Origin of the sequence: Zobellia uliginosa, assembly GCF_018860745.1 — a bacterium.
GTDB lineage: Bacteria > Bacteroidota > Bacteroidia > Flavobacteriales > Flavobacteriaceae > Zobellia > Zobellia uliginosa_B.
On the sequence record NZ_JAHKPY010000003.1, the window covers coordinates 1,009,547 to 1,032,999 of the forward strand.

The window sequence follows — 23,453 nt, forward strand, 5'->3', positions numbered from 1 at the left end:
AATATGAAAGCAATAGTATTAGAAAAAGCAGGAGGACCAGAAAACCTTCACTTAGCAGAAGTAGCAAAACCAGGCATAAAAAATAACGAAGTATTAGTAGCGGTAAAGGCTATTTCATTAAACCCGGCAGATGTAAAACCAAAGTATCAAGATAAGATGCTGAATATGATGTACGGTGAAAAACGACCTGTTATTTTAGGCTGGGACATAGCAGGAACCGTAACAGAAGTTGGTACTGAAGTCACCAATTTTAAAATAGGCGACAAAGTCTTTGGTATGGTAAACTTTCCTGGTGTAGGTAATGCTTACGCGGAATTTGTTGCTGCGCCAGAAGCACATTTAGCTACAATGCCAAACAACGTCTCTTTTGAAGAGGCTGCTGCTACAACCTTAGCTGCTTTAACTGCATTACAAATCTTAGAAGGAAGGATTAATAAAGGTGATAAAGTACTAATACAAGCAGGTTCTGGTGGTGTCGGGCATTTTGCGATTCAAATTGCAAAAGCAATGGGAGCTTTTGTAAATACTACTGCCTCGGCAAAAAATAGCGAATTTGTCACCTCTATTGGAGCAGATAACGCAATAGATTATCATACTGAAAAGTTTGAAGAAATTTTATCCGATATCGACTTTGTATTAGATACACAAGGTGGTGAAGTATTAGAAAATTCAGTAAAAGTTTTAAAAAGCGGTGGTACAGCTTATACAACAGTAGGTATGGACTTAGATGACTTAAAAGCATCAGCTAAAAAGGAGAACAAAACCGTTTCAGACATCTTAGTACACTCTAGTGCTGAAGATATGAACACCTTAAAAGAAATGTTAGAAAACGGTAGTATTAAACCAAACATTTACAAGACGTTTGCTTTTGAAGATATGGCTGCTGCCCATACTGAAGTTGAAAAAGGAAGAACAGTGGGTAAAGTAATCGTGACACTTTAGTATCAACTATTAAAACACAATGAAAATGAAAACACAAGATAAATTACCGAATTATACGAGAAAAATATTTGTTGGTGGCGAATGGAAAGACGGAAAAGGACCAGCAATCAAGGATATTAACCCTTGGAACCAAGAGGAGTTATTCTCTTTAAATGGAGCCACTACAGATGATGTAAATGAAGCTTTTGAACAAGCAGCAGTTGCGCAGAAAAAATGGGCAGCTGTACTACCTCCTGAAAAGAGTAGAATGATGCTTAAACTAGCCGAAGTAGTTAGAAACCGAAAGCAAGAATTTGCAGAATGGGCAAGAAAAGAAGTTGGTGCAACCTTAGCAAAAGGGTATTTTGAAGCAGAATTAGTAGCTAGCGTTTTTGAAAGTGCTGTGCATTTACCATTATTAGTAGAAGGTAAAATATTACCACAAGATATTGATGGCAAAGAATCTATCGCAGTTAGAAAACCATTAGGAGTTATTGGTTTAATTTCTCCTTGGAATTTTCCGGGTCAATTAACCGCGCGTACTTTAGGTCCTGCCTTAGCAGTAGGTAATGCGGTGGTTTTAAAACCAGCATCAACGTCTATAGTAACAGGAGGATTAATTTTTGCTTCTTTTTTAGAAGAGGCAGGTTTCCCTAAAGGGTTATTAAGTGTATTGCCTGGTGGAGGAAGTACTATTGGTACTGCAATTACAAAGCATCCTATTTCAAAACTAATTTCGTTTACAGGCTCAACACCAGTTGGTCGTCAAGTTGGTAAAAATGCTCTGGAAGCAGATATTATTAAAAATATCGAGTTAGAATTGGGAGGTAACAGTCCGTTTGTAGTATTAGAAGATGCAGATGTTAATCAGGCGGTTGAAGCTGCTGCTTGGGGTAAATTTATGAACCAAGGTCAGATTTGTATGGCTATCAACAGAATTATTGTAGAAGATAGAGTCTATGACGAATTTACAGAGAAGTTTATAGCCAAAGTAAAGACCTTAAAACGATTGGATATGAATGATCCAGATACGTTTGTAGGTCCTATTATTGATCAAAATCAGTTTGATACTGTTAAAGGGTTAATAGACGATGCAAAAGAACAAGGATATAAAATGGCATTAGGTGGTGAAGCCGAAGGTTTACATATGCCTCCACACATTTTTGTAGACGTTGACGAAAACTGCCCATTATTTCAAAATGAGATTTTTGGACCAGCAGTGTCTATTGCTAGAGCAAAAGATACGGAAGATGCGCTACGATTAGCAAATGCTACAGACTACGGTTTATCTAGTTCTGTATTTACACAAGACGAAGCAAAAGGAATGGCATTTGCACAAGGTATTGAAGCTGGTATGACACATATTAATGATCAACCAGTTAATGATAGTGCCTATGCACCATTTGGAGGAGTTAAGAATTCAGGTCTAGGACGTTTTAATGGACAATGGGGTGTAAAATCCTTTACCGTTGCACATTGGATAACCATTCAAAAAACACCAAGAAAATATCCTTTTAAAGCAGCTGACTTTCAGTAAAATAGAATATTTAATTTCAACACTATATGCTAGGGCCAGGCGCTACTCCTACCCTAGCATATTTTTATTTTGGCTAACTTGTGATCAAAATCATATTTAAAGAAACCGTAACTTATAAATGGATAACCTTATTACCTTTTCAATCACCGTATTCACTGGTTTTTTCGCCATAATGAATCCGCTTTCTAATATGCCTATATTTTTATCATTGGTTGGAGGTGCGGATAGAAAAACGCAACGGACTATTAGTAAAAAGGCTACATTAACAGCCTTTATTATCGTTACTATATTCCTTGTTCTTGGGAAATTTATATTTCTTCTTTTCGGAATTACAATACCTGCTTTTAAGATTACCGGAGGTATTCTAATCTTCTTTGTAGGTTTTGATATGCTTCAATCTAAAAAGTCTAATGTAAAACATTTAACGGATACGCATATAGACGAGGATCTTGCCATATCTCCACTGGCTATTCCTATTTTAGCGGGGCCAGGAACAATCGTTACCGGAATGAATTTTGTTTCTAATGCGGGTTACCTTAAAATTGGCGTGGTTATATTTATTTTCGGCCTGTTATGCTGGCTAACCTATTTTTCATTTATGTTGAGCGAATTGGTTATTAAAAAAATAGGTCATAACGTAATTTCGGTAATAGGGAAAATTATGGGGTTGATTATTGCCATTATTGGCACTGATATGATTATTCAGGGAATTAAAATATCATTTGAGCTTACCGCCTAACATCAAATCACTTAAGACATTTTTAAAAGTTTACTTGTATGAATACATCAGAAAATAAGAAAAACGCCATTGCTTTCTATAGAATGGCATACGAAGGCAACCCAAAAGAAGCTATTGATAAATTTTGCGGAGGTCAATACATTCAACACAATCCAGATGTGGCTAATGGACCACAAGGTTTTATAGATTATTTTGATAGAATGAAACGCGAATATCCAAAAAAGTCAATTGATTTTGTTCGTGCTGTGGCCGAAGGTGATTTAGTTGCCCTCCACACGCACCAAATCTGGCCAGATGATGATCAATATATAACAATGGACTTTTTTCGGTTTGATCATAACGGTAAAATCTGTGAGCACTGGGATTCCATTCAGCAAATTCCTAAAAAATCGGCAAACCCAAACACCATGTATTAAAGGTAGATTTTAAGCAACTACGGCCAAACCTATTCTGCTTTTGTAATAAATTTAAGATATACGAGCGTTATTGTTCTCATTATATTCTTAGTTTTATCAATCTATAAACCATATAACATGACCATAGAAATATTACATAAGTACGATCTTAATGACCAAATTCAAGAAGAAATTCAGAATTTATATAAACAGCTGAACGATAAAAATTTACAGCGCCCATTACATCAAATACTTCAAGATGGAAATCATGTAATTTTAGCAGCATGTAAGGAAGAAGGTCATATTGTAGGGATAGCGCTTTTGGTTACATATAAGGTAATTTCAGGTTACCGAGGATTAGTCGAGGATGTTGTAGTTGATGCCGAACATCGTGGAAAAGGAATCGGTAGAAAACTTATGGAAAAACTATTAAAGGAGGCTGAACATCTAAATTTGGACGAAATACTTCTTTTTTCCGGACACCATAGAACTCCAGCAATAAATTTATATACAAGCCTTGGTTTTACCTTGAGAGAAAGCGGGGTATACAATTTAAAAGTTCCACAATCTTAAAAAAAATTTACACTTTTTTTACATGCCGCAACTGACTTTTTAACTCTTCCATAGATTCTTGTAATTGTCTAAGGAGCCCCTTTTCTGTAGTAGCATCTTCTCCAAAAGTAATTCTACTGCTTACCTCCCAAATCTCCTGAATTTGAAAAGGTTTGATATCATATGGGGGATATGTTTCATTAAGCGATACCAAAGTAACATTGTTGGAATTTGGTCTTCTCTCTACTTTCTTGACCAAAACAGCATCCTCCAGCACAACCACATACATTTTATTTTGACTCACATCATCAATATGTTCTACTGCCTTGGCCAAAACCCACTCACCAGATCTTAAATTGGGCAACATACTATCTCCATCAACCTGAAAACCACGGTACGTAGCATTTCTAAATTCAGGAATGGGCAAATCAAAAGCAGGAAGTTGTTCGTACCAACTGGTATCCGCGATGTTCTGCGGATATCCTGCCGCTGCCTTAGCATTTACCAAGACCATATTATCGTTACCAGCATTATCTACGGTAACCACTTTAGGGATAACACTTACCTTGGAAGTTTCCAAATACTGGTTATCACTGTCACCAAACAGCCACAGCGGATTAATCTTGAACTGCTTTAAAAGCTCCATCACAACTTTACCTGAAAGTTTAGTACGCCCACGTTCTATATCCGCAGTAGTACTGGATACGCCAAGAAGCTTGGCAAATTCTGCTTGAGTATAGCCCAACTCACGGCGAATATCGGTGAAGCGTTTTAAAGTAATTTCATTTTCCATATAATTCTTGAATTATCTCTGTTGGTCAAAGCAATTGTAGACATTGCTATCTACACTACCCATTTTCAAATATACATAATTTGGACATAATCCAAAATTTTATTTGGAAAATATCCATAATATGGAATTTTTCCATAAATTTGGAATAAATACTAACACACAACATGTCAATATCTTTTGAAAGAATAAAGGAAAAATTGAATATACTCGCCGATGCAGCTAAGTACGATGTCTCGTGCTCAAGTAGCGGAAGTGTTCGTAAGAATAACTCCAACGGCCTAGGGGATAGTAGTGGTATGGGCATTTGCCATAGTTATACAGAAGATGGGAGATGCGTATCCCTATTAAAAATTTTACTGACCAATCATTGTATTTTTGACTGTGCCTATTGCGTTACGCGAAAAAGTAATGATGTGCAGCGCGCGGCTTTTAAAATACAGGAGGTGGTGGATTTGACTATCAATTTCTATCGTAGAAATTATATCGAAGGGCTTTTTCTCAGTTCTGGAATATTCAAAAGTCCGGATTACACCATGGAACGTTTGGTGGCAGTAGCCAAAAAATTAAGATTGGAAGAGAATTTTAATGGTTATATACATCTAAAATCAATTCCCGGGGCTAGCGATGAACTCATGCGAGAAGCAGGGCTGTACGCAGATAGATTGTCGGTTAATATTGAGGTTCCCACAATTTCCGGACTTAAACTGTTGGCGCCTGATAAAAAACATGAAGATTTCACCAAGCCGATGTTGAAGGTAAAAAATGAGATCATTCAGTACAAATCCGAGAAAAAAATAATCAAAAGCACCCCCAAGTATGCTCCCGCCGGCCAAAGTACTCAAATGATTGTGGGAGCCACAGGAGAATCAGACAAGGATATTATGTACTCTGCCACGCATTATTACAAAAATTATAATATGAAGCGGGTATATTATTCTGGTTATGTACCTGTAGCAGAAGATAGCAGGCTACCTGCTATTGGCACACGAGTTCCTATGCTTAGAGAGAATAGGTTATACCAAACAGATTGGCTATTAAGGTTTTACGGATTTGGGGTTCAGGAGATATTGAATAATGACCACCCTAATTTGGATATGGATGTAGACCCTAAATTAGGATGGGCTTTGCGGAACATGGAATACTTCCCCATAGATATAAATAAGGCAGATAAGAATGTACTTGCTCGTGTACCGGGGCTCGGAATGAAATCCGTTCAAAAAATTATTAGCGCAAGAAAGTATCGGAAGTTGAACTGGGAGCATCTAAAAAAGATTGGTGTTGCCTTAAATAGAGCTAAATACTTCATTGTTTGTGATTCTAGCAAGTGGGAACATAGGGACATGGAAGGGACTAAGATAAAAGGTTTGATTCTACAAAATTCGGTTGGGAAATTCAGAAAAGAGTATAGCACTCAATTGCAATTATTTAGTTGATCTGGGCATTTTGCCCAAAGCATGTGAACAAAATAAAACGGAGAACTATGAATACTTTAAAATCTTTAATTTACGACGGAAGTTTTAACGGATTTCTTACTGCCATTTTCGTGGCGTTCGATGAAAAAACAAGAGTGGCCGATATTCAGAAAAAATCTGCCTCCCAAAGCGGACTTTTTTCGGAAACAGAGAGTATTTTCACTCAAATGGATAAAGCACAAAGAGTGTGGAACGGAATAGATAAGAAGAGTCATACGGCTATACAAGATATCTACTTCGCCTTTCTGAGCGAAACCAAAGGAGTTGAAATGTTGTTGTATAGCTATATCCGAAAAATGTTTGCATCTACTAATTCTATTTCTTCGGATTTTTCAGATGGTACGGTGTTGAAAATTAGCCAGCTTGCTAGGTCTGTGGGAAGGGAAAAACACAGAATGGAGGCTTTTGTACGTTTTCAATTGACAAAAGATAATATTTATTTTGCCAATATAGAACCTGATTTTGATGTACTTCCTCTAATTTCTAAACATTTCAGATCAAGATATGCAGATCAACAATGGCTTATTTATGATTTTAAACGTAAATATGGTATTTACTTTGATTTAAATAAAGTTGAAATCATAACCTTAGACCTTGATTCTGCTTATACAAATAGTATAAACAAAAGTGTTCATTTTGGTGACGAAGAGTATAATTACCAGGATCTTTGGAACAATTACTTCAAAAGTACCAATATTAAATCGCGCATTAATTTGAAACTTCACAATCAGCATGTGCCCAAAAGATATTGGAAGTATTTAAGTGAGAAAAAAGCCGTGTAATTGTGCTGAAGAAAAGGTATTTACAAAAGTTATTTTGAGAATGGGATTTTATTGCAAAAAAGGTGAACTCATTTGTTATTTACCACCTTTTATTTAAGGTCTCAACCCTTATTCGTTAACATAGATATAAGTAAAGGCCGCTTCTTTCTTACAGGTCAAAAACGTACCTTTGCCACTTTGCTATAGAAAATGATAGATTACGAAGAAAATATTGAGGTTCAGGGCGCTCGTGTCCATAACCTCAAAAATATTGATGTTACCATACCAAGAGAAAAGTTAGTTGTGATTACCGGCCTCTCCGGTAGCGGCAAATCATCACTTGCTTTTGATACCATTTATGCTGAAGGCCAACGAAGGTACATTGAAACTTTTTCGGCCTATGCGAGGCAATTTTTAGGCGGACTTGAAAGACCAGATGTTGATAAGATTGATGGACTTTCGCCCGTTATTGCAATTGAACAGAAAACTACATCAAAATCTCCCCGTTCTACAGTAGGTACGATTACTGAAATTTATGATTTTCTTCGGTTGCTTTTTGCTCGAGCCGGAGATGCCTACAGTTACAATACAGGTGAGAAAATGGTAAGTTATAGTGATGAGCAAATTAAAGAACTCATCAAAAAGGATTACAACGGTAAAAAAATAAATATTCTCGCTCCGGTTATAAAATCCAGAAAAGGACATTATAGAGAGCTTTTTGAACAAATTGCGAAACAAGGTTTTGTAAAAGTCCGTATTGATGGTGAGGTTAAAGATATTATCAAGGGTATGAAAGTAGATCGCTACAAGACCCATGACATTGAGATAGTTATTGATCGCCTCAAAATTACCGATACGGAAGATATGGACAAGCGTCTTTCCGAATCTTTGCATACGGCCATGTATAGCGGAGACAATGTACTTATGGTTCTTGAAGAGGGGCAATTCTTAGCGCGGTATTTTAGTCGCGATCTAATGTGCCCTACTACTGGCATTTCCTATCCGGTTCCAGAACCAAATACTTTTTCATTCAACTCTCCAAAAGGCATGTGCCCTAATTGTAATGGGCTAGGTCATGTTTATGAAGTAAATGAAAAGAAAATTTTTCCCGATAAAAAGCTTTCCATTAAAGCTGGTGGAATTGCTCCATTGGGCGATTACAAAAATTCTTGGGCGTTCAAACAAATAGAAACTATAGCAAAACGTTACGGATTTGAACTGACAGACCCCATTTCTAAAATTTCTGAGGAAGCAATTAATATTCTTCTCAATGGCGGACACGAGAGTTTTGAGGTGGATTCCAAGTCGTTAGGCGTAAAAAGAAATTATAAGATAGATTATGAAGGCATTGCCAACTTCATAAAAAATCAATATGAAGAGGCTGGTACAACGGCATTAAAGCGTTGGGCCAAAGAGTATATGGACAAGATTACCTGTCCTGTTTGTGAAGGCTCCAGACTGCGAAAAGAATCGCTAAACTTCAAGATTGATGAGAAAAACATAGCAGAACTGGCTCATTTGGATATAGCCGAACTTGCTCTTTTCTTTAATGGGTTAGAAAAGAGACTAGAAGGGAACCAGCTAAAGATAGCGGAGGAAATTATTAAGGAGATACGTACGCGCATTCAATTTCTTTTAGATGTTGGGTTAGATTATCTTTCTTTAAACAGAAGCTCTAAATCGTTATCCGGCGGAGAGGCACAGCGTATACGATTAGCAACCCAGATTGGCTCTCAATTGGTAGGTGTTCTCTATATTTTAGATGAACCGAGTATAGGGTTGCATCAACGAGATAATACCCGACTGATCAAATCCCTTGAAGCACTAAGGGATATTGGTAACTCTGTGATCGTTGTGGAACATGACCGGGATATGATCGAGTGTGCGGATCATGTTATAGATATTGGGCCAAGAGCCGGAAAACATGGCGGGGAAATCATCTCGCAAGGCGCTCCGAAAGATTTAAAAAAGGAACATACATTAACTGCCGATTATATCACGGGAAAGAAAGAAATAGCCGTGCCAGCAAAGCGAAGAAAAGGTAATGGTAAAAAAATCACTCTTACTGGATGTACGGGAAACAACTTAAAGAATGTTTCTATCACCATTCCATTAGGTCAGATGATTGGTGTAACGGGGGTATCGGGCAGTGGCAAGTCTACATTAATAAATGAAACCCTCTACCCTATTATGAATGCTCATTATTTTAATGGCGTTAAAAAACCTATGCCCTATAAAAAGATAACAGGGCTAGAACATATAGACAAAGTTATTGACATCAATCAATCGCCCATAGGTCGTACTCCAAGATCTAATCCTGCTACCTATACTGGTGTTTTTGGAGAGATACGAGCCTTGTTTTCCAAAACTCCCGAAGCGTCTATAAGAGGTTACAAGCCAGGGCGATTCAGTTTTAATGTTAAGGGAGGACGTTGTGAAACTTGCCAAGGTGGAGGTCTTAGGGTTATTGAAATGAACTTTTTACCGGATGTTTATGTGGAATGCGAAACTTGCAACGGCAAGCGCTTCAATAGAGAAACATTAGAAATTAGGTACAAGGGGAAATCAATAGCAGATGTTTTGGAAATGACCATCAATGAAGCAGTAGACTTTTTTGAGCTTATTCCAAAAATATATCGTAAACTAAAAACGATCCAGGATGTTGGGCTAGGTTATATTTCCTTAGGACAACAGTCCACCACACTTTCAGGAGGGGAAGCGCAGCGTATTAAGCTGGCAACAGAATTATCCAAACGAGATACCGGTAACACTTTTTATATTTTGGATGAACCCACAACAGGGCTTCATTTTGAAGATATTCGCGTTTTAATGGAAGTTTTGACCCGTTTAGTAGACAAAGGAAATACCATATTGGTCATTGAACACAATATGGATGTAATAAAAATGGTAGATTACATTATTGATATTGGTTATGAAGGCGGCCGTGGCGGCGGTAAAGTAGTGGCCAAGGGAACGCCAGAGCAAATAGCTCAGGATAAAAAGAGCTATACTGCCAAATACCTAAGATCAGAATTAAATATACCAGACTAGATGTTCTGGTCGCAGGTGGTTATTTTAAAGTATATCAACTCTGCCTATCCAGACTTTAGTCAAATTAATACTAACTTCGGCTATAAATATTTATAGTTTTACAGTGCAATAAAATAAAAGCAATAAATTCACCCTCCGTAATAAATAAGTAGTTTTTTTGGATTAGCATAATAATGCTAACCAAGATACATGGAGGTGTATTTTATATAAATAAGAAAATAATACATGAGAAAAGAACAACATCACAAGGGTTGGAACGAAATAAAGACTAATGATTCTTGGGCCATTTTTAAGATAATGGGCGAATTTGTAATGGGATTTGAAAAAATGGGCTCTATTGGGCCTTGTGTTTCTATTTTTGGTTCAGCGCGTACCAAACCAGGTGATAAATATTACGGATTAGCTGTTAGCATTGCAGAAAGTATTGCAAATGCCGGTTATGGAGTTATTACAGGCGGAGGTCCCGGTATCATGGAGGCGGGTAACAAGGGTGCTAATTTAGCCGGTGGTACATCTGTGGGTTTAAACATTGATCTTCCCTTTGAACAACATGATAACCCGTATATTGATTCTGATAAAAGTTTAGACTTTGATTACTTCTTCGTTAGAAAAGTAATGTTTGTTAAGTATTCACAAGGTTTTGTAGTTATGCCCGGTGGTTTTGGGACGTTAGATGAGCTTTTTGAAGCTATCACCTTAATTCAGACCAATAAAATTGAAAAGTTTCCAATAATTTTAGTTGGTACTGAATTTTGGAGTGGCCTTATGGATTGGATTAAAAACACCATGTTAGAGATGAAAACCATAAGTGCCCATGATTTGGATCTTATAAAGATTGTTGACACGGAAGATGAAGTCGTAGATATCATTGACGCATTCTACAAGGGCCGAAACCTGAGTCCTAATTTTTAATATCGCTTTTGAAAATCAAATCCCTCATATTTTCTTTTTATCTCGGAACATTAATTTTAGGTAGTTTCGGAGAATTGGCTGCGCAACATGAAAACATACTAACCGCTACCTTAGACGGTGAGAATAAAGAAATTCATGTACAGCAGGAGTTTACATATAAGAATAACTCTAATGTAACCCTAAACACCTTGTATTTTAATGATTGGGCACATTCCTATGCCAGTAAGAATACCGGGCTTGCGAAACGCTTTGACGAACAGTTCAAAAAAAGTCTGCATCTGGCAAAAAAAAGTGAAAGAGGTTATACAACTATAATTAGTGCTGTAGATAATGAATATAGAGGTCTTTTCTGGAAGCGCACCACAGGTGAAGACATCTTAAAAATAGACCTAAATAGTCCACTTCCACCTGGTGAATCCGCCAAGCTTTTTTTGACCTACACGATAAAACTTCCTGAAAACAAGTTTACGCCTTATGGATATGACAAAAAAAGAAATGGCTATTACCTTAAGGATTGGTACTTAACACCATCCTATTTTGATGGGGCGTGGCATTTATATTCCAATAAAAACCTTGAGGATTTATTTACCGGTGTTACCGAGACAACGGTAAATTTCGTTTATCCCAGTAATTTACATCTAGCGACCAACTTTACGGTCTTAGGAAACTCTAAGATATTAAATGGCCAGATGGCCCAGCTAACTGCAGAGCAACAAAAGAATTGCGAAATTTTGTTGAGTGTGGACAATAGGTTCATGACCCATGTTACCCCGCAAATTACAGTAATTACGGATATTGAAGCTTTTAGATATGCAGATGTGTTTAAAGGACTATCAATCAACAAGGTAACAGAATTTATAGAAAGTAATTTAGGGAAATACCCCCACCGCCAGTTATTGGTTAGTCAATTGGATTATGAGAAAAACCCGCTTTACGGTATAAATCAATTACCGTCCTTCATTCGTCCTTATGAGGAGCAGTTTCAGTTTGAAATGAAATTTTTAAAAACCGCACTCATAAATATTTTGGAAGAAACCCTTTTCCTAGACCCTAGAAAGGAACAATGGCTAAGTGATGCTATTGCTAACTATCTCATGATAGAATATGTAGAGCAGTATTATCCAGACCAAAAATTATTAGGCAAGCTCTCAAAAATATGGGGTATACGAAGTTTTAACTTGGCTAAAATGGATTTCAATGAACAATATCCGTTTTTATATATGCTTACCGCTCGAACAAACTTAGACCAGCCATTAAGCACTAGCAACGATTCTTTGATTAAGTTCAATCAAAAAATTGCTAATAAATATAAAGCCGGCTTAGGTTTGGCCTACCTTGCTAGTTATATTGGAAAAGATAAAGTTGATAAAAGTATAAAGATTTTCTACAAGCACTATAAATTAAGCCAAGTAAAGACGTTGGATTTTGAGTCGATTTTAAAGAGGTCTACAGATACTGATATTGATTGGTTTTTTAAGGATTTTGTTACTACCGATCGCAAAATCGATTTTAAAATCAAGAAGGTCGAAAAGACCGAGGATTCATTGCGAGTTACTATAAAGAACAAAAAGGGAACCAATGTACCCATCTCATTATTTGGCTTAAAGAACGATTCCGTAGTCTCTAAATATTGGTTTTCGGGTATTAGCGACATCAAGACGGTTACCATTCCTAGAAACGAAGAAAAAAGACTTGTACTTAATTATGATCAAAAGATTCCTGAATTTAATCAACGGGATAACTGGAAATCGTTAGGCGGGTTTTTCTCTGGTAATAAAAAATTGAAATTCACATTTTTCCGTGATTCAGAAAACCCATATTACAATCAAGTGTTTTATGTTCCGATTTTAAATTTCAATATTTACGATGGATGGACGCCAGGTATGCGACTATACAATAAAACTTTATTGGAGCGGCCTTTCGTATACGATTTTGCTCCCTCCTATTCTTTTCGAGAAAAGGCTTTTGTTGGTTCAGGAAGAATCTCTTATCGCAAATATCTAAGCAAAAGTGGGCTGTATGTTGCCAATTATAGCATTGGGGGATCTACCTATCATTTTCAGGAAAATTCAAGATACTCAACTATTACCCCTTCTATTACTTTTGGCTGGAGACCGGCAAACCTAATATCCAACAAAAGGGAATTCTTACGGTTTAGATATGTAAATGTGTTGAGGGATAAGGCCGAGAGTTTGGGCGACTTTGAAACGCCTCCGGATTATAGCATTCTAAATGCACGTTATACCAATAGAAATCCCGGTATTATAAATTATGTTTCTTGGTTTGCAGATGCACAACATGCAAGCGATTTTACTAAAGTAGCTTTTGAATTGGAATATCGAAAGCTATTTGAAAGTAACCGTCAATTCAACTTTCGCTTCTATGCAGGTAAATTTATCCGGAATAAGACTACTGATTATAGAGACCCAAACTATTACAGCTTTGCATTAGATCGCCCTACGGACTATCTCTTTGATTATGGATATTTAGGACGTTCTGAAGATTCGGGAATTTACAGTCAGCAAATTATTATCGCAGAAGGAGGGTTTAAATCCTTTTTACCTGAGGAATATAGGTTTGCCAATGATTACCTTACTACGGTTAATGCCAGCGTAAATTTGTGGAAATGGATTGAAGTCTACAGTGACTTGGGGTATGTTAAAAATAAAGGCGTTAGTGGAAAATTCGTTTATGATTCCGGTGTTCGTCTAAACTTGCTCACGGATTACTTTGAACTTTACTTTCCTGTATACTCCAACAATGGCTGGGAACTATCACAACCACTTTATGGTGAGAAAATTAGATTTATTGTTACCGTAAGCCCTAAAACTTTAATTGGCCTATTTACAAGAAAGTGGTTCTAGGATTTACTTGTCAAATTCTTAATAAACTCTCATTTTAGCAAACTATTATTGTCAATATACCATTGGATTACTCTGTTTTTTAAATATTTTTTAATCAAGTATGTTGTGCAAGCATTGTAAAAATGCTTCTAGTTTATTATTTTTGTGAAAACTCGTACAGCTTAATGGATACTTCGCCTAAAACAAGTAATGATATTACGTTTGATGATTTCAAGACCCAAATCATAAGTGATTACAAAATTGCGGTTCTTAGTAGAACTTGTAGTTTATTGGGTAGAAAGGAAGTTTTGACCGGAAAGGCAAAATTTGGCATCTTTGGAGATGGAAAAGAACTTCCACAATTGGCCATGGCGCGATCATTTAAAGATGGAGATTTCAGAAGTGGCTATTACCGCGATCAGACTTTTATGATGGCATTAGGTCTTTTGACCCCAAAAGACATATTTCACGGTTTATATGCTACTACTGATATTGAAAAGGAACCTATGAGTGCTGGCCGGCAAATGGGTGGGCATTACGTTACTCATAGCCTCAACGAAGATGGCAGTTGGAAAAACCTTGTAAAACAGAAAAACAGTAGTGCGGATATTTCCTGTACGGCGGGCCAGATGCCCAGATTATTGGGTCTTGCCCAAGCCTCTAAAATGTACAGGGATCTAAAAGGAGTAGATGCCACTAAATTCTCGAACAAAGGAAATGAAGTTGCCTGGGGAACCATAGGTAACGCCAGTACCAGTGAGGGTATGTTCCTGGAGACCATAAATGCTGCCGGAGTACTTCAAGTACCCATGGTCATAAGTATTTGGGATGATGAGTATGGTATTTCCGTACCAGCAGAGTTTCACACTACAAAAGAAGATATTTCAGAAATACTCAGTGGTTTTAAACGAACCGAAGAACAGAAAGGTTACGAAATCCTAAAGGTTAAAGGATGGGATTATACGGCCCTCATGCATGCTTATGAAAACGCTTCGGATATTGCAAGAGATGAGCATGTGCCTGTTATTATTCACGTAACGGAACTTACACAACCCCAAGGCCACTCATCTTCTGGCTCACATGAACGTTATAAAAATGAAAAGAGGTTAGACTGGGAAAAAGAAAACGATTGCAATAAGCGCTTTCGCGAGTGGATACTGGAAACAGGGATTACTACCGATGAAGAACTAAAAGCCATAGAAAAAAGTATTGTTAGAGAAGTTCGTTCCGCAAAGAGAGAAGCGTGGTCCGAATACTTGGAAAATCACAAGACACTTAAAAAGGAATTGGTCACTCTTCTGGACAGTGCCTCAGCAAAGAGCCAAAACAAGAATTTCATAGCAAAAATAAAAAACGATCTTATTGCTATTGAGGAACCCATTAAGAAAGATTTAGCCGTTAGTGCGAGAAAAGCACTTAGGTACTTGATTGGTGAGTCGTTTCCTGAAAAACAAAATCTTCTACAGTGGACAAATATATTTCTAGAAGAAACACAACCGTTATATAGCGCGAACTTATATAACTACGGCCCTACGGGCGCTTTGAATGTAGCAGAGATAAAACCAGTGTATTCAGAAAATACTGAAAACGTGGACGGTCGCGTCATTCTAAGGGACAATTTTGACAAAATATTTGAAAAATATCCCAACGCCTTGGTTTTTGGGGAAGATAGCGGAGCTATTGGTGACGTAAATCAAGGTCTTGAAGGTCTGCAAACCAAATACGGAAAACTTAGAGTAGCAGATACTGGAATACGAGAAACTACCATAATCGGACAAGGAACGGGTATGGCCATGAGAGGACTGCGTCCTATTGCTGAAATTCAATATCTAGATTATATTTATTATGCCATAGCTACCTTAACGGATGATGTTGCTTGTTTAAGATACCGTACTTTTGGAAAGCAAAAAGCTCCATTAATCGTGAGAACCCGCGGCCACCGTCTTGAAGGAATTTGGCATTCTGGATCCCCTATGGGCACATTGATCCACGCACTACGCGGTATGTATATTCTATCTCCAAGAAACATGACGCAAGCTGCCGGTTTCTATAATACTCTTTTAAAAACCGATGAACCGGCCTTGGTAATAGAGAGTTTAAACGGATATAGATTAAAAGAACAGAAACCATTGAATTTAGGTGAGTTCTGTACACCAATTGGCAAAGTGGAAACTATTAAAGAAGGAACCGATATTACCTTGGTTTCTTATGGTTCAACCTTAAGGATTGTTATGCAAGCGGCAGAAGATCTTAAGGAGGTGGGTATTAATGCAGAAGTTATTGATGCACAGACATTATTACCTTTTGATGTTTATCAAGATACACTAAAAAGTGTAAAGAAGACAAATAGACTACTTGTAATTGATGAGGATGTTCCTGGTGGATGTTCTGCATATATTTTAAATGAAATCATAGAAAAGCAAGGTGCATACGCCTATTTGGATTCAGCACCGCAAACCCTCAGTGCTCAACCGCATAGGCCAGCATATGGTACGGATGGGGATTATTTTTCAAAACCCAATGCTGAAGATGTTTTTGAAAAAGTATATATTATCATGAATGAATTAGACCCAGAAAACTTTCCTAGATTACGCTAACTATTTGGTTATTAAACATATTGAACTCCAATACTTTTAACTAAGACATAAGGTGAAATATACTCATAGGTTTTTTTGTTTAAAATCTATTTTGACAAATTCATAAAAAAGAATACTTTTATAATTAAAGTAAACTGAAAAACGTATGTCTAACGCACTTTTAAAAGATATTGGATTAGCTTTATTACGAATTGCAGCATCAGCAATGATGGCTGTTCACGGATATGGAAAATTACAGATGTTGATTGAAGGTGTAGAGTTTGGAGACCCTATCGGTATTGGTTCAACTCCTTCTTTGTTCTTAGCGGTTCTAGCTGAGCTTGTTTGTCCTGTATTAATCATTATTGGTTTTAAAACCAGATGGGCGGCTATTCCTACATTAATCACCATGGGTATTGCTGCATTTATGGTACATGGTGCAGACCCTTTCCAAAAGAAGGAATTAGCGCTTATTTACTTTGTTGTTTTTCTGGCAATTATACTTCTAGGCCCAGGAAAATATAGTATAGACAAAAGATAATCTATATTATTTTTACCAACAATTCTTTTAAAAGATCCGCTTGCGAATTTACATTTCCGCCCACACCTTTGCCCTTTAAGTCCATTTCACGTAGGGCAGATATAATTCCGCTTACCTTTCTCATTGGATAGTTACGTGCTGCTGTTTGAAACTCGCCCACAAAGTATGGATTGATTCTTAAGGCACTTGCAACGCTTTTGGGTGAGTGATCATTTAATCCGTGGTACTGCAAAAGTTGGGTGAAGAAACTATGCAATAAGGTAACTGTTAGTACAAACGGGTTGTCCTTCGGATTCTGTGCAAAATAATTAATGATTCGCGTAGCTTTCAGTACATTTCGTTCACCAATGGCCTTTTTTAATTCAAAATTATTATAGTCCTTGCTAATTCCAATATGTGCCTCTATCTCTGCCGGAGTAATTTCACTCTGCTTTGGCAGAACTAATTGCAATTTTTCTATCTCATTATTGATACGACTCAAATCCGTTCCCAAATATTCGGTAAGCAAAATAGCAGCCTTGTGAGATATACTATACCCTCTGTTCTGTAGATTTTTCCTGATCCAGTCCGAAACTTGATTTTCATACAGTTTCTTGCTTTCAAAAAGAACTCCTGCTTTCTGAACCGCCTTGTATAATTTTTTGCGCTTATCCAATTTCTTGTACTTATAGCAAACAACAAGTACCGTGGTCATTTGTGGATTATCTACATATGAAGTTAAGTTTTCAATAGTACGCACAAGGTGTTGTGCTTCTTTTACAACAACCAATTGCCGTTCCGCCATCATTGGATAGCGTTTTGCATTAGCTACAATATCATCTATAGAAACATCTTTACCATAAAGAACCATTTGATTGAATCCTTTTTCTTCTTCTGCAAGGAGATTTTTTTCAATATATGAAGCAATGGCATCAATATAATAAGGCTCCTCTCCAAATAAAAAATATATGGGCTTAATCGTACCCTTCTTTATATCTGTAACTATTCGTTTTGCTTCATCCATCCAAAAAAAATCATCAAATTTGCGATATGGTACCCCTTAATTTTCCAGAGTATAAATTCCGCTTCAAAAATAGCGAAAATAACGTGCGTATTTTTGACAGTATACGCAAAAAATTCGTGGTATTGCAGCCAGAGGAATGGGTACGACAACATGTTGTCAATTACCTGCTTACAGAAAAAAACTATCCTAAAAGCTTGGTAAACGTTGAGAAACAACTGATTATCAACAATATCAAAAAAAGATATGATGTAGTCGTATTCAATTCAGATGGCAGTATTCACATTTTAGTGGAATGCAAAGCTCCGGAAATAACAATCAATCAAACTACCTTTGATCAAATTGCACGCTATAATCTTGAGCTCAAAGCGGATTATTTAATGGTTACAAACGGATTGGAACATTTTTATTGTAAAATGGACTTTACTTCAGAAAAATATACTTTTCTAAGGAATATTCCTGATTTTAGCCGTTAATTTGCGATTGTTTTGCGTATTGCTGTGGTCATATTAAACTGGAACGGAGAGGTACTTCTAGAAAGATACCTACCCTCTGTTATGCAACACTCCGGTGACGCAGAAATCTATGTTGTTGATAATGCTTCTACAGACGGCTCTGTTTCCTTTATTAGAAATAATTATCCTTCGGTAAAGATAGTCCAGAATAGCGAAAATGGAGGTTTCACAAAAGGATATAACGATGGTCTTAAGCATATAGATGCCGATGTTTATTGTCTATTGAATTCGGATATAGAAGTAACGGAAGACTGGCTCCCTCCTATTCAAGAAGTTTTTTCTAAAAATAATGAAATCGCCATTGTTCAGCCCAAAATACTCGATCTTATGCGTCCTGACCATTTTGAATATGCTGGAGCAGGAGGAGGTTTTATTGATAAGCTTGGATATCCTTTTTGTAGAGGCCGTATTTTTCAAGATCTTGAAAAGGATAATGGGCAATACAATGATATCACCGAAATTTTTTGGGCCACAGGTGCCTGTATGTTCATACGGAAAGAAGTTTTCTGGAGCCTCAATGGTTTTGATGAACATTATTTTGCGCATCAGGAAGAGGTTGATTTATGTTGGCGGGCCAAGAACGAAGGTCATAAAGTTTTTTATGTAGGTACTTCCAAGGTATACCACCTGGGAGGTTCAACACTTAGTAATATGAACCCTAAGAAAACCTACCTGAATTTTAGAAACACCCTTTTTTCTATTACAAAAAACCTTCCTAGAAGAACCGCACTGTCCATAATCATATTACGTCTATTACTTGATGGGATTGCAGCTGTGCGTTTTATCTTTCAATTTAGATTCAAGCATTGCCTTGCTATTTTAAGGGCACACCTTAGCTTTTACAAGCATTTTAACAAAATGTACAAGAGACGCGAAAAAGCTAATTTTATCCAAAAGTATTACTATACGAAGTCCATTGTATGGCAGCATTTCGTACATCATGTAAAGAAATTTAACGATTTAGTAAAACATTAACTAATTTTACAAATGGTAAGTTTGGCGATTATATAATTTTGTCCCTTATTGAAACTAGTGAAAAAATCAAATAACAATCATTAAATACTTAGTATCTCTCATTATGAAAAAATTAATTTTAGGCTGTTTAGGAGTGACCATGTTGTTGTCTTCTTGCGTATCATCAAAGAAGTATGCAGATTTAGAGTCAAAGCATAAAGAAGCACAAGATCTTTTGAATTCAGCAACTGTTAAATTGAACGATTGCTTAGAAGAAAAAGCTACAGCCAGTTCTAAACTCCAAACATTACAAGATCAAAACGCATTTTTAAAAGCGAATAACCAAGAGTTGATCAATAATATGGGTAACTTAACTACATTGACTTCAAAAGGTGCCGAAAACTTAGAAAAATCTTTGGAGAGCTTACAAGAAAAAGATCTTACTATTCGTAAATTACAAGATGCCATTACAAGAAGAGATTCTGTAAACCTTTCCTTGGTTCAGAGCCTTAAAGGGGTTTTGGGTAACTTAGATGATGAAGACATTCAAATAAGCGTTGAAAAAGGTGTTGTATTTGTTTCTATATCCGATAAGCTTTTGTTTAGCAGTGGTAGCTACAACGTTACTAGTAGAGCAAAAGAAATTCTTGGTAAAGTTGCACAGGTTGTAAACAACAAACCAGATTTTGAATTTATGGTTGAAGGTCATACAGATGATGTTCCTTACAGAAAAGGTGTTCTTCTTGACAACTGGGATTTAAGTGTAAAACGTGCTACAGCGGTTGTTAGAATTTTACAAAATGATTACAACGTTGATCCTAAGCGTATGACTGCTGCGGGTAGAGCAGAGTTCATTCCTGTATCTACAACTGAAAAATCCAAAAACAGAAGAACTCGTATAGTAGTACTTCCAAAAATAGATCAGTTCTACAGTATGATCGAAGAAGGCATGGATGATCCTGCCATCAACAACTAAGTAGAAACATTAGTATATTCAAAAACCGCAACTTTATAAGTTGCGGTTTTTTTATGCTCAATGAATATTTGTTATGTAAAACAAAATAGTAGCATTTAAAAGATATCCAAATCTCCCTTACCTTCTCTTATTATTTGCGGCTCTCCCCCAGATAAATCTACTACCGTAGAGGCTACATTATCTCCATAACCACCATCAATAACAATATCAACTAAATTATCCCACTTTTCCAGAATAAGCTCTGGATCCGTAGTATATTCCAGTAAATCATCTTCGTCCCTTATGGATGTTGATACTATAGGATTACCTAGGCCATCTACAAGCGCTTTGGCGATTGCGTTATCAGGAACTCTAATACCTACGGTCTTCTTCTTTTTAAAATCTTTAGGCAAGTTTGTGTTACCGGGAAGAATAAAAGTATATGGTCCTGGTAATGCTCTTTTCAATATTTTAAAAGTAGGCGTATCAATCTGCCGCACATAATCCGATAAATTACTTAAATCCGCGCAAATGAATGAAAAGTTCGCCTTAGCTAATTTTATTCCTCTGATTCGTGCTATTTTTTCTAATGCCCGTGAGTTGGTAATATCACAACCTAAACCATAAACCGTATCAGTAGGATAAATAACAAGGCCACCTTTACGCAGCACATCCACCACCCTACTAATTTCTTTAGGATTAGGGTTCTCTTCGTATATTTTTATAAACTCGGCCATAACACTGTCATCATTAACTCTACCTCAAAAATAATTCATTTTTCTTTATCATATTTAGCTAACTCATTTATTCCCAGAACCAAACCAAAAGGACAAAATTTCAGTACATCCATTCATCGAATTATATAAATAAAACATACAGTAAAACGTTATAAAAAACGACGAAATAAAATTTAAGCCCCTACTTTATGAAACTATCTCCTTTATTTAGGTTATCAATGTGTTTACTGCTGATTTTTGCTTCGTGTTCCAAAGATTCCGATGAGACCGTAGAAACACAATCAAAAAGCAACAAGAATGAAGTTCTAGAATTTAACATAAGTATTCAAGACACAAAGACTGAACTGGTAATCAATTCCAACGAAATTCGTCAAGCATTCCCTTCTACAGTTGATCTGACGAGTTTAACCCCTGAAATCGTCATTTCTGAAAAAGCCACAATTTCACCAAAATCAGGTGTAACTCAAGATTTTTCCAAAGAAGTCACTTATACGGTTACTGCTGAAAATGGTACAACCAATATGTATAAAGTTAATCTTACCAACGAAGAAGTAGAAACGGAAAATAAAAATGTGGTTTTTAGTTTCATGAACTTGCCTGAAGGCAGAAGTAATTTTAACCATATCAAACAACCGGAAGCAGAGGCAGATTCAATTCAGTATCGTATTCCTTACTTAAGTAATATTCCGGCGCTAAAGCTCCAGGTTAATCTTCCAGAGGGAGCTAAAAGTGTACCTGAATCTGACGAAACATTGGATTTTACCAATCCGGTTACCTATACAGTTACTTTTGATTCTGGGGACACTAAGAAATATATCATTAGTGTAGACAACCGTCTTGACCAAGTAAAACTACCTCCTTTTAGTATAAACATGTTTGCCGATAAAGCACCTGGCGAAACCATTACTTTTAACGCCTATCCTACTAATCCAATTTTGGACAGCGTTAAAGTCAATTTGATAAACAGCCATACCCGCGAAAGCACACCGTTAATTGTTGAAAAAATTGAAAATATATCCTATAACAGTGATGCTGTCACAGCGCGGTTACCGGAATCATATTTAAATGGAAGGTATGAGATCGAGATTTTTATAGAACATGATAATAGCACAGAAACCAATGATAGTGACCTTCGTTTCACCAAAGGAACACCCAATTTTAAATATGCCAGTGTTAACGGCGAATTGGATAGGGTTATAAGCCGACCTGGGGGGCACATTTCTGCAAACCTATACTTAGATCATTCTCGTTTGGAAGATTACACTTTTAGCCTCAAGAAAGATGGTATAGCATATGAATTTACGAATGCAACCTATAGCTCTGGGTCCGGTAATGAGAGTTTTGTTCTTACCCTTCCTGACCTGGATACTGCAGATGCCCCCAATGGTATGGATTACAAATTTGCTATTCATCTTGATGGAGAAACATATGAGTACGATCTTATTGACTACTGGGGAGAAGCTATAGCGGTAGTTTCAGGAGGAAGTCCAAAAAATGCATCCATTAATAAAAACATTTATACAAAAGGTGATATGTTAACCGTTACCGGTGAAAACCTATATTTTGAGAATAAGGGGGAATATATATTTAGAGAACTATCTGAAATTATTTTAATATCTACGGAAGATAGCGGAAAAGACCTTTTATATCGCTTAGGAACAGAGTCAACTAGCGAAAATAGCCTAAGCCTGCGGATTCCCGATGAAGTTCAAAGTGGTAGTTATGAACTTAGATTAAGAAATAATTTAATTGGATACAATGACAATAACGATGCAGAGACCGGTATAGAAATTGAAGTATTACAACCTGCATCAACACATCCTACTCTAGTTATTACCGAAGCTATAATAGGGGTTAAACCCGATAAAGCATTCTACCGGCAAGCAAATATAACATTCAACCAAAATATTGAAGGACTACAGATTAATGAAATTCTTTTTGTAGAGAACTCATTGAGCGTCAAAAATTTCTTAACCTACCCCAGCTCAATAGTTACTGGTGAAATAGAAAATGAATACCTAAATCAAATGGATGATAAGAGCGATGGCAAGGTCTTGGTTACGGATAATGGAGTAACCTATGAAATTCCATTCTCAATTGTTTTTCAACATTAATATATCTTCTGTAAAATATACAACAATATGAAATGGAAAGCCCTAAGAAATAAATTCCTAGGGCTTTTTGTTTGCTCTAAAAAAG

The 23,453-nt window shown here is 36.6% G+C and carries 19 protein-coding genes; 16 read left to right on the top strand and 3 right to left on the bottom strand.

The annotated features are described in order from the left end of the window. The first annotated feature begins 3 nt into the window (after window positions 1-3). From KO521_RS08175 to KO521_RS08195, 5 genes are all read left to right on the top strand, one after another. A complete protein-coding gene (locus tag KO521_RS08175) occupies window positions 4-942 on the top strand; it encodes an NADP-dependent oxidoreductase (RefSeq protein WP_215939404.1) in 939 nt (312 codons plus the stop codon). A gap of 25 nt (window positions 943-967) precedes the next feature. Continuing rightward, window positions 968-2,458, top strand: coding sequence for an aldehyde dehydrogenase family protein (locus KO521_RS08180; RefSeq protein WP_215939405.1), 1,491 nt, complete (start codon window positions 968-970; stop codon window positions 2,456-2,458). 118 nt (window positions 2,459-2,576) lie between these two features. Continuing rightward, entirely contained in the window at window positions 2,577-3,197 is a 621-nt protein-coding gene (locus KO521_RS08185) for a MarC family protein (RefSeq protein WP_215939406.1), read from the top strand. Window positions 3,198-3,235: 38 nt separating this feature from the next. Next, window positions 3,236-3,613, top strand: a complete 378-nt coding sequence (locus KO521_RS08190; protein ID WP_215939407.1) for a nuclear transport factor 2 family protein — start codon at window positions 3,236-3,238, stop codon at window positions 3,611-3,613. 117 nt (window positions 3,614-3,730) lie between these two features. After that, the gene (locus KO521_RS08195) at window positions 3,731-4,165 is read left to right on the top strand and encodes a GNAT family N-acetyltransferase (RefSeq protein WP_215939408.1); all 435 of its coding nucleotides are present in this window, start codon (window positions 3,731-3,733) and stop codon (window positions 4,163-4,165) included. Between the two features lie 7 nt (window positions 4,166-4,172). Here KO521_RS08195 and KO521_RS08200 read toward each other — a convergent pair whose 3' ends face one another. Beyond that, complete coding sequence (locus KO521_RS08200) at window positions 4,173-4,937, bottom strand: XRE family transcriptional regulator (RefSeq protein ID WP_215939409.1); 765 nt, start codon at window positions 4,935-4,937, stop codon at window positions 4,173-4,175. Between the two features lie 170 nt (window positions 4,938-5,107). Between KO521_RS08200 and KO521_RS08205 the strand changes: the two genes are divergently transcribed. The 7 genes from KO521_RS08205 to KO521_RS08235 all read left to right on the top strand — a co-directional run bounded on the left by KO521_RS08205 (window position 5,108) and on the right by KO521_RS08235 (window position 17,093). Beyond that, entirely contained in the window at window positions 5,108-6,370 is a 1,263-nt protein-coding gene (locus tag KO521_RS08205; RefSeq protein WP_215939584.1) for a putative DNA modification/repair radical SAM protein, read from the top strand. A gap of 47 nt (window positions 6,371-6,417) precedes the next feature. Further along, window positions 6,418-7,191, top strand: a complete 774-nt coding sequence (locus KO521_RS08210) for a TIGR03915 family putative DNA repair protein (RefSeq protein WP_215939410.1) — start codon at window positions 6,418-6,420, stop codon at window positions 7,189-7,191. 189 nt (window positions 7,192-7,380) lie between these two features. Further along, window positions 7,381-10,221: an excinuclease ABC subunit UvrA gene (gene uvrA / locus KO521_RS08215; RefSeq protein WP_215939411.1), complete on the top strand. Its 2,841-nt coding sequence runs from the start codon at window positions 7,381-7,383 to the stop codon at window positions 10,219-10,221. 225 nt (window positions 10,222-10,446) lie between these two features. After that, window positions 10,447-11,133, top strand: a complete 687-nt coding sequence (locus tag KO521_RS08220; RefSeq protein ID WP_215939412.1) for a TIGR00730 family Rossman fold protein — start codon at window positions 10,447-10,449, stop codon at window positions 11,131-11,133. 14 nt (window positions 11,134-11,147) lie between these two features. Then, on the top strand, window positions 11,148-13,997 hold the full coding sequence (locus KO521_RS08225; RefSeq protein WP_436801486.1) for a metalloprotease: 2,850 nt from the start codon (window positions 11,148-11,150) through the stop codon (window positions 13,995-13,997). A gap of 164 nt (window positions 13,998-14,161) precedes the next feature. Continuing rightward, window positions 14,162-16,573: an alpha-ketoacid dehydrogenase subunit alpha/beta gene (locus KO521_RS08230; RefSeq protein ID WP_215939586.1), complete on the top strand. Its 2,412-nt coding sequence runs from the start codon at window positions 14,162-14,164 to the stop codon at window positions 16,571-16,573. Between the two features lie 145 nt (window positions 16,574-16,718). Next, complete coding sequence (locus KO521_RS08235; protein ID WP_215939413.1) at window positions 16,719-17,093, top strand: DoxX family protein; 375 nt, start codon at window positions 16,719-16,721, stop codon at window positions 17,091-17,093. Window position 17,094: 1 nt separating this feature from the next. Here the strand turns inward: KO521_RS08235 and holA are convergent, their stop codons facing one another. Further along, complete coding sequence (gene holA, locus KO521_RS08240) at window positions 17,095-18,096, bottom strand: DNA polymerase III subunit delta (RefSeq protein ID WP_215939414.1); 1,002 nt, start codon at window positions 18,094-18,096, stop codon at window positions 17,095-17,097. Window positions 18,097-18,122: 26 nt separating this feature from the next. Here holA and KO521_RS08245 point away from each other — a divergent pair, with 26 nt between their 5' ends. From KO521_RS08245 to KO521_RS08255, 3 genes are all read left to right on the top strand, one after another. After that, the gene (locus tag KO521_RS08245) at window positions 18,123-18,569 is read left to right on the top strand and encodes a type I restriction enzyme HsdR N-terminal domain-containing protein (protein ID WP_215939415.1); all 447 of its coding nucleotides are present in this window, start codon (window positions 18,123-18,125) and stop codon (window positions 18,567-18,569) included. A gap of 12 nt (window positions 18,570-18,581) precedes the next feature. Then, complete coding sequence (locus tag KO521_RS08250) at window positions 18,582-19,583, top strand: glycosyltransferase family 2 protein (protein WP_215939416.1); 1,002 nt, start codon at window positions 18,582-18,584, stop codon at window positions 19,581-19,583. A gap of 103 nt (window positions 19,584-19,686) precedes the next feature. Further along, complete coding sequence (locus tag KO521_RS08255; protein WP_215939417.1) at window positions 19,687-20,538, top strand: OmpA/MotB family protein; 852 nt, start codon at window positions 19,687-19,689, stop codon at window positions 20,536-20,538. Between the two features lie 95 nt (window positions 20,539-20,633). Here the strand turns inward: KO521_RS08255 and KO521_RS08260 are convergent, their stop codons facing one another. Then, complete coding sequence (locus KO521_RS08260) at window positions 20,634-21,254, bottom strand: L-threonylcarbamoyladenylate synthase (RefSeq protein ID WP_215939418.1); 621 nt, start codon at window positions 21,252-21,254, stop codon at window positions 20,634-20,636. A gap of 188 nt (window positions 21,255-21,442) precedes the next feature. Here KO521_RS08260 and KO521_RS08265 point away from each other — a divergent pair, with 188 nt between their 5' ends. Then, window positions 21,443-23,368, top strand: a complete 1,926-nt coding sequence (locus KO521_RS08265; protein ID WP_215939419.1) for a DUF5018 domain-containing protein — start codon at window positions 21,443-21,445, stop codon at window positions 23,366-23,368. Window positions 23,369-23,453 lie beyond the last annotated feature (85 nt).

Bases quoted from the DNA above. Each gene is read 5' to 3' on its own strand.
- KO521_RS08175 (WP_215939404.1), top strand. From the start codon at position 4: ATGAAAGCAATAGTATTAGAAAAAGCAGGAGGACCAGAAAACCTTCAC.
- KO521_RS08180 (WP_215939405.1), top strand. From the start codon at position 968: ATGAAAACACAAGATAAATTACCGAATTATACGAGAAAAATATTTGTT.
- KO521_RS08185 (WP_215939406.1), top strand. From the start codon at position 2,577: ATGGATAACCTTATTACCTTTTCAATCACCGTATTCACTGGTTTTTTC.
- KO521_RS08190 (WP_215939407.1), top strand. From the start codon at position 3,236: ATGAATACATCAGAAAATAAGAAAAACGCCATTGCTTTCTATAGAATG.
- KO521_RS08195 (WP_215939408.1), top strand. From the start codon at position 3,731: ATGACCATAGAAATATTACATAAGTACGATCTTAATGACCAAATTCAA.
- KO521_RS08200 (WP_215939409.1), bottom strand. From the start codon at position 4,937: ATGGAAAATGAAATTACTTTAAAACGCTTCACCGATATTCGCCGTGAG.
- KO521_RS08210 (WP_215939410.1), top strand. From the start codon at position 6,418: ATGAATACTTTAAAATCTTTAATTTACGACGGAAGTTTTAACGGATTT.
- uvrA (WP_215939411.1), top strand. From the start codon at position 7,381: ATGATAGATTACGAAGAAAATATTGAGGTTCAGGGCGCTCGTGTCCAT.
- KO521_RS08220 (WP_215939412.1), top strand. From the start codon at position 10,447: ATGAGAAAAGAACAACATCACAAGGGTTGGAACGAAATAAAGACTAAT.
- KO521_RS08230 (WP_215939586.1), top strand. From the start codon at position 14,162: ATGGATACTTCGCCTAAAACAAGTAATGATATTACGTTTGATGATTTC.
- KO521_RS08235 (WP_215939413.1), top strand. From the start codon at position 16,719: ATGTCTAACGCACTTTTAAAAGATATTGGATTAGCTTTATTACGAATT.
- holA (WP_215939414.1), bottom strand. From the start codon at position 18,096: ATGGATGAAGCAAAACGAATAGTTACAGATATAAAGAAGGGTACGATT.
- KO521_RS08245 (WP_215939415.1), top strand. From the start codon at position 18,123: ATGGTACCCCTTAATTTTCCAGAGTATAAATTCCGCTTCAAAAATAGC.
- KO521_RS08255 (WP_215939417.1), top strand. From the start codon at position 19,687: ATGAAAAAATTAATTTTAGGCTGTTTAGGAGTGACCATGTTGTTGTCT.
- KO521_RS08260 (WP_215939418.1), bottom strand. From the start codon at position 21,254: ATGGCCGAGTTTATAAAAATATACGAAGAGAACCCTAATCCTAAAGAA.
- KO521_RS08265 (WP_215939419.1), top strand. From the start codon at position 21,443: ATGAAACTATCTCCTTTATTTAGGTTATCAATGTGTTTACTGCTGATT.